This window comes from Streptomyces capoamus, from assembly GCF_014654935.1.
GTDB lineage: Bacteria > Actinomycetota > Actinomycetes > Streptomycetales > Streptomycetaceae > Streptomyces > Streptomyces capoamus.
Genome location: NZ_BNBF01000006.1, coordinates 69,848 through 70,334, shown reverse-complemented (window position 1 = coordinate 70,334; position 487 = coordinate 69,848). Strand labels below are relative to the sequence as shown.

The window sequence follows — 487 nt, the reverse complement described above, 5'->3', positions numbered from 1 at the left end:
CGGCGAGCGGGCTGGCGGAGGGCTTGAGCTCGATCGTGGGCGTCGTCATGTGGTGTCCTTCACCGGTTGTAGTGACGGGCCGCGCTCACGCCTGTACTGCCGGTCGCCAGTGCTAGGACGTCCGAGCATTCCCTCATATCGCGGCCCCGCGTTCGATTATCGCGCGGGCGCGGTGGCGGACGGAATCGGGGTGAAAGCGGCCCAGGGGTTGATGGTGGCACCCGGCGAGGCACAGGAAAAGCCGCCGGGTGCGGTTGCGACCCGGCGGCTCGGTACGGCGCGGCGGGTCAGCCGGCTACGCGTACGGCGAGCGCGTCGCCGATCTCGGAGGTGGACCGGGCGGGCCGCCCGACGCGCTCGGTGAGGTCGGCGGCGACCGCCGCGTCGATGCGGTCGGCCTCGCTGTCGTGGCCCAGGTGGCGCAGCAGCAGGGCGACGGACAGGACGGTGGCGGTGGGGTCGGCCTTGCCCTGGCCGGCGATGTCCG

1 protein-coding gene is annotated in these 487 nt (G+C 73.1%); it reads right to left on the bottom strand.

Translation table 11 applies throughout. The annotated features are described in order from the left end of the window. Positions 1 to 287: 287 nt before the first annotated feature. On the bottom strand, positions 288 to 487 hold a 200-nt coding region (locus IE312_RS39640), incomplete at its 5' end, for an isocitrate/isopropylmalate family dehydrogenase (protein WP_268254311.1).